The 4927-nt window shown below is 55.4% G+C and carries 4 protein-coding genes and 1 pseudogene; 2 read left to right on the top strand and 3 right to left on the bottom strand.

The genetic code is table 11. The features are described from left to right. On the top strand, positions 1-2017 hold a 2017-nt coding region (locus tag Q0510_RS14160; protein ID WP_298712953.1), incomplete at its 5' end, for an outer membrane beta-barrel protein. Here the strand turns inward: Q0510_RS14160 and Q0510_RS14155 are convergent. After that, positions 2018-3028: an RluA family pseudouridine synthase gene (locus tag Q0510_RS14155; RefSeq protein ID WP_298712948.1), complete on the bottom strand. Its 1011-nt coding sequence runs from the start codon at positions 3026-3028 to the stop codon at positions 2018-2020. Between the two features lie 45 nt (positions 3029-3073). On the opposite strand from Q0510_RS14155, the gene lipB reads away from it, so the two are divergent. Then, positions 3074-3811 (top strand): lipoyl(octanoyl) transferase LipB, encoded by a 738-nt coding sequence (gene lipB, locus Q0510_RS14150; protein WP_298712945.1) that lies wholly within the window; start codon positions 3074-3076, stop codon positions 3809-3811. Here lipB and Q0510_RS14145 read toward each other — a convergent pair. Together Q0510_RS14145 and Q0510_RS14140 are read right to left on the bottom strand one after the other, a co-directional pair. Continuing rightward, positions 3808-4482: a hypothetical protein gene (locus Q0510_RS14145; RefSeq protein ID WP_298712942.1), complete on the bottom strand. Its 675-nt coding sequence runs from the start codon at positions 4480-4482 to the stop codon at positions 3808-3810. The genes lipB and Q0510_RS14145 overlap by 4 nt on opposite strands. A gap of 156 nt (positions 4483-4638) precedes the next feature. Further along, positions 4639-4927 (bottom strand): annotated as a pseudogene (locus tag Q0510_RS14140) (1-aminocyclopropane-1-carboxylate deaminase); the annotation flags it as partial.

Genomic DNA, 4927 nt, shown 5'->3' with positions numbered 1-4927 from the left:
ATTCAGCATCCTCGCCGCCGCCAACAACATCAACATCATTCCCAATTCCACCGAAACGATGATGCAGAATGCCTCGTTCAGGGCGGGAGCGCTGCATGTCAGTTATCCCAACTTCCGCCAGCCCGGCGCCAACCAGCCCAATACCGGCGGGATCACCTGGCTGCACGATTTCATGCAGTCAACGGAGCAGCTGGTCAGCCGGCTGAGTGGTAATTATTTCATCCGGAACGATCACGCACGAATCGAACGCGATAAGCTGAGTATTTCGTCCCTGCCGGGCAACGACCAGGTTTTCAGGGAAAACAACCGGCAGTCTGCCCACTCCACCAGCCAGCATTTCACGTCAAAATATGAATGGAAGCGCAGGACCACGACGATGTCGGTTTCCGGGACGGGAAACCATGCCAGCCGTTCAACGAATTATGCGGAAGAAATTTCTTCGGAATCCGCCGCCGCAGGTCTGCAAAGCCTGAACCAGCGGCGGGGCGCGGAGAAGGAACGAAAAACCGGGGCGCAGGTAGACCTGTTGTTTGCCACGAAAGGAGGGCTGATCCCTACCAAAGGTTATTTTCCCCAAACCTGGAACGCGGGGTATACTTTCAAAACGCACCGCAACCAAAGTGCCGGAAACAACCGGTCAGACTTTACCACATTCGGCGCAGGCGGTGATCATACATTATTCAACCGCGGTTATAACAACCAGGACGAAGGCGCTACCCACCAACTCAAATTCGATGCGCAGGATGTGGGCGCATGGCTGCTGCGCAGGACTTTCCTCCGGAGAATTCAAACCACGTTAGTAAACGAACTTACGATCTCCCAAACCGACCGGCAGCGGCGCGTGAATGATCTCGACGAATCCGACAAAACGCTGCGCAGTAACGATTATCTTAGTTATTCGGCTACGGAAAGATGGTTGCAGGAAACCCCTTCGCTGAGGTTCTCCCGGAGTTTCCTCAAATTCCTGCAGGACCGGTTCCGGAAAACGCTGACGGTCGATTTTACGGCCGGTGCGCAGTTCACGGCGCAATCGAACCGCTCATCTCACGACTTCCTCGACCTTACGCGGCGGTACGCCGTTTTTCTGCCGGGGGCATCCATTCGTTTCCAGCATTACAGGGATGGATTGCACCAGGTCAGCCACAACCTGCAATACACGGAAACCATCCGTTATCCGAATATCTGGGATATGGCCAGAGTGACGGACAGCGCCGATGCGTATTCGCTGTATTTTGGCAATCCGCTCCTGCGCGAAAGCAGGCAGCGGGAGGCGTCTTTCCATTCAACCAAATGGTTTTTCGACAAACGGAATTTGCACTACGGCATCACGCTGGCGGCCGGCGCCGTTTCGCGGCAGCAAACCGACAGCGTGGAATGGGATCAGCAGGGCAGAAGGAGCATCTATATCGTTAATGCCGAAGGTTACCGGTATCTCCGTGGAAGCGCCGAGTTCGCAAGGGCGTTCAAATTAGGGAAGAATCAATTGCAGATCGGTGTAATCGGCAATGGCAGCACCTACCGGTCGCCGGGGTATGTGAACGGCAGGCTGAATATGGTGAGGGGAAGAACGGGGGGCGGCAATGCGACGGTCACGTACACTTTCGGCGACTGGCTGTTGCTCAGTATTCGGCAGGACGCGAGTGCGCAGCGCACCGTGCAGGAAGTGCCCGCCAACAGGGTGTTGCGCGTGTTTTACGCTGCAACAACGGGCAACACGGGCGTGAAAATTACGGACCGGGTTACGCTGACCAGCAACCTGGCTTACAATTACGCGAAAATGGCGGGAACGCAAGGCGTGAATTTCACGATTTGGAACGCGGGCGCCGCTTACCGGCTCATGAAAGGGAAGAACCTGGAATTATCGCTTTCCGCGCTGGACCTGCTGCGGCAGAATACCAGCATCGTTAACCAGGCATATAGCAATACCATTTCCCAGACCCGCAATAACGTCCTGGAACAATATTTCATGTTTACGGTGAGCTGGTTCCCCCGGAAATTTGGCCCCGCGGGGAAATAATCAGTCTTCGGGATTGCGGCGGTATCTGCGCCATTTCTCCAGTACGCCGGAGAAATCTGCGGGCATGGGAGATTCGAACTGGATATGCTTGCGTGTGCGCGGGTGAATGAACCCGAGCGTCTGCGCATGCAGCGCATGGCGCGGCATGATCTCGAAGCAGTTGTCCACAAACTGTTTGTATTTCGCGAAAACAGTGCCTTTCACGATGCGGTCGCCGCCGTAGGTATCGTCGTTGAAGAGCGGATGCCCGGTGTGCTGCATGTGTACCCTGATCTGGTGGGTGCGGCCGGTTTCCAGCTTGCAGGCGATGAGGGTTACGTAGTTATGGCGTTCCAATACTTCGTAATGGGTGATGGCTTCCTTGCCGTGTTCGCCGTCGGGATAGGCGTCCATGATCTTGCGGAAGCGCTGGTGGCGGCCCACATGCGCGACTACGGTGCCGGCGTCTTCCTCGAAATCGCCCCAAACGAGCGCGATGTAACGGCGCTCCACGGTGTGGTCGAAGAACTGCTTGGCGAGGTCGCTCATGGCTTTGTCGGATTTAGCGACTACCAGCAGCCCGCTCGTATTTTTGTCGATCTCGTCGCCCAGGTACCAGGCCAAGGCGTTCACCAGCGTGCCGGAATAGTTCCCGCAGCCGGGGTGCACCACCATCCCGGCGGGCTTGTTGACCACCATCACGTCATCGTCTTCATACACAATATCCAGCGGGATGTTTTCGGGCTTTATTTCGGTGGATTCGGGGTTTTTGGTGGAATAGACGATGAGCCTGTCGAGCGGGCGAACCTTGTAATTCGCCTTTACGGGCTTGTCGTTCACGAGCACCATGCCTTTCTCGATAGACTGCTGCACCTTGTTGCGGGTAGCGCCTTCGATACGGGCCTGGATGAACTTGTCGATGCGCAGGGGCTCCTGGCCCTTGTCTACCACAAGGTTCACACGTTCGTATATCTCTTCGCTTCCATCCCCGTTTTCCAGTTCGTCTTCCAGTTCCGGCATGTGATCGGTCATTGGTAAAAATTTTTGCAAAGATACTTTAAGTTATCTTTGCAGGCGATGAAACAGCAGATAATCGTGAATGATCTCGGGCGGATCCCTTACCGCGACGCCTGGGATCTGCAGGAAAAGCTCCTCCGGGAGGATACCGACGCCAAAGCCGCCGCGCGCGGGGCCGGGGCGGGCGCTATCCCCCAAACCCGCCACCACCTGCTGTTTTGTGAGCATCCCGCCGTTTATACCCTCGGCAAAAGCGGGGATATGGACCACCTCCTGGTGAGCGACGAGGAACTGGCGGCCAGGGGCATCCAGTTCGTGCAGACCAACCGCGGGGGCGACATCACTTTTCACGGCGAAGGCCAGATCGTGGGTTATCCTATCCTCGACCTGGAACGTTTCTACACCGATATCGGCCGTTATTTGCGGAACCTGGAAGAAGTGATTATCCGGACAATCGGGGATTATGGCCTGGCGGGGGAGCGCTCCAAAGGGGAAACCGGCGTTTGGCTGGATCCCGCCATTCCCGGCCGTGCCCGCAAGATCTGCGCCATGGGCGTGCGTTGCAGCCGCTGGGTCACCATGCACGGCTTTGCCCTCAACGTCAATACCGACCTTTCTTACTTCAACAATATCGTTCCCTGCGGGATTCAGGACAAATCCGTGACTTCCCTCCAAAAAGAAACCGGGCGCGCATTGCCTGTAGAGGAAGTGCGGGCCCGGATCGTGCACCATTTTGCCGATATCTTCGACGCCGAAATGGTAACAGGCGCCTTATTCCCGGCCGGAGCCGGAATTTAACGGTAGCTCAACGGGATGTAGAGATTCCATTTCTCCAGCAATTTGCCGTTTTCGAACACCTCGAAATCGAACCAGCCGGCATGCATGAAAATCGCCTTTTCCAGTATAAGGAATGGCTCCGACACATGCTCCACCTCGAAGAGGAACTGCCCCGTAGCCTCGTAAAACTTCACCGAATATTTCTTTTGCAAAGCCATCGGCAGCTTGATATTCACGTTGCCGTCGGCTGTTGTGTATATGTAGTTGGATGGTTTCCAGGGAATTACCTGTTTTTCACCTTCTGCATTGGTCGTTGTCATCGTCGGGATGTCGGAAGCGCCGAGCTTGGTGTCTCCCGCGATGGTGGAATCAGCCGTAGCCAGCACCACTTTGGTATGCATGTAGGTGTTATTCTTGAAAAGGATGAACAGCCGATAGTAGTTCTTGCCGGGAAGCGGCTTGTTATCGAGGTAGGCGTTGCGTTGGGAAGTGGGATTGGTGGCATACCCGATGGTGGTAAAGTTCAGTACGCTGTCGAGCGAGCGCTGTACACCGATCTGCACGGCGTTGGGAAAGCCGGATATCCAGTCCAGCTGGATTTTCCCTGTTTTGATCAAAGCCGAAAACTCCGGCAATACGGGCGGCACGTATTCCTGCGCTTTCGCTTTGGAAAAGGCGCCCGTTACGAACATCAACACAATTAAACATCTAACCGTCTGCTTCATACAGTACATACTTGTCTGGTCTTCTTAAGTTGGCAAATTTAGGATCTGAAGGTCAAATATACGCTGCCGGTGCGTAAAAGCCTACCCGCATCCAGAACCTTGCCAGTATCCGTGACAAGGTTGTTAAAAATGCAAAGTTCCGGGTGGAAGGGAAGCGTTTCCCTGCAGCCCGCCGGTATGGATGAGCAGCACGTAGCTGCCCGCCGGGAAGCGGCCTTCGCCGGCCATTTTACGGAATGCGGACACGAGCTTACCGGTGTAGACCCGGTCGGTGGGGATGCCGGTCTGTCCATAAAAATCATTCATCTCCGCGATCAGCGCCGGGGTAATCTTCGCGAAGCCGCCTTCGTGGTAATCATGCAGGATCCCCCAGTTCCCGCGATCCTCTTCCAACAATCCCCGCACTTCATCT

It is taken from the genome of uncultured Chitinophaga sp. (genome assembly GCF_937874145.1).
Classification (GTDB): domain Bacteria; phylum Bacteroidota; class Bacteroidia; order Chitinophagales; family Chitinophagaceae; genus Chitinophaga.
This window is presented reverse-complemented; position numbering and strand designations above follow the sequence as displayed.

Bases quoted from the DNA above. Each gene is read 5' to 3' on its own strand.
- Q0510_RS14155 (WP_298712948.1), bottom strand. From the start codon at position 3,028: ATGACCGATCACATGCCGGAACTGGAAGACGAACTGGAAAACGGGGAT.
- lipB (WP_298712945.1), top strand. From the start codon at position 3,074: ATGAAACAGCAGATAATCGTGAATGATCTCGGGCGGATCCCTTACCGC.
- Q0510_RS14145 (WP_298712942.1), bottom strand. From the start codon at position 4,482: ATGTTCGTAACGGGCGCCTTTTCCAAAGCGAAAGCGCAGGAATACGTG.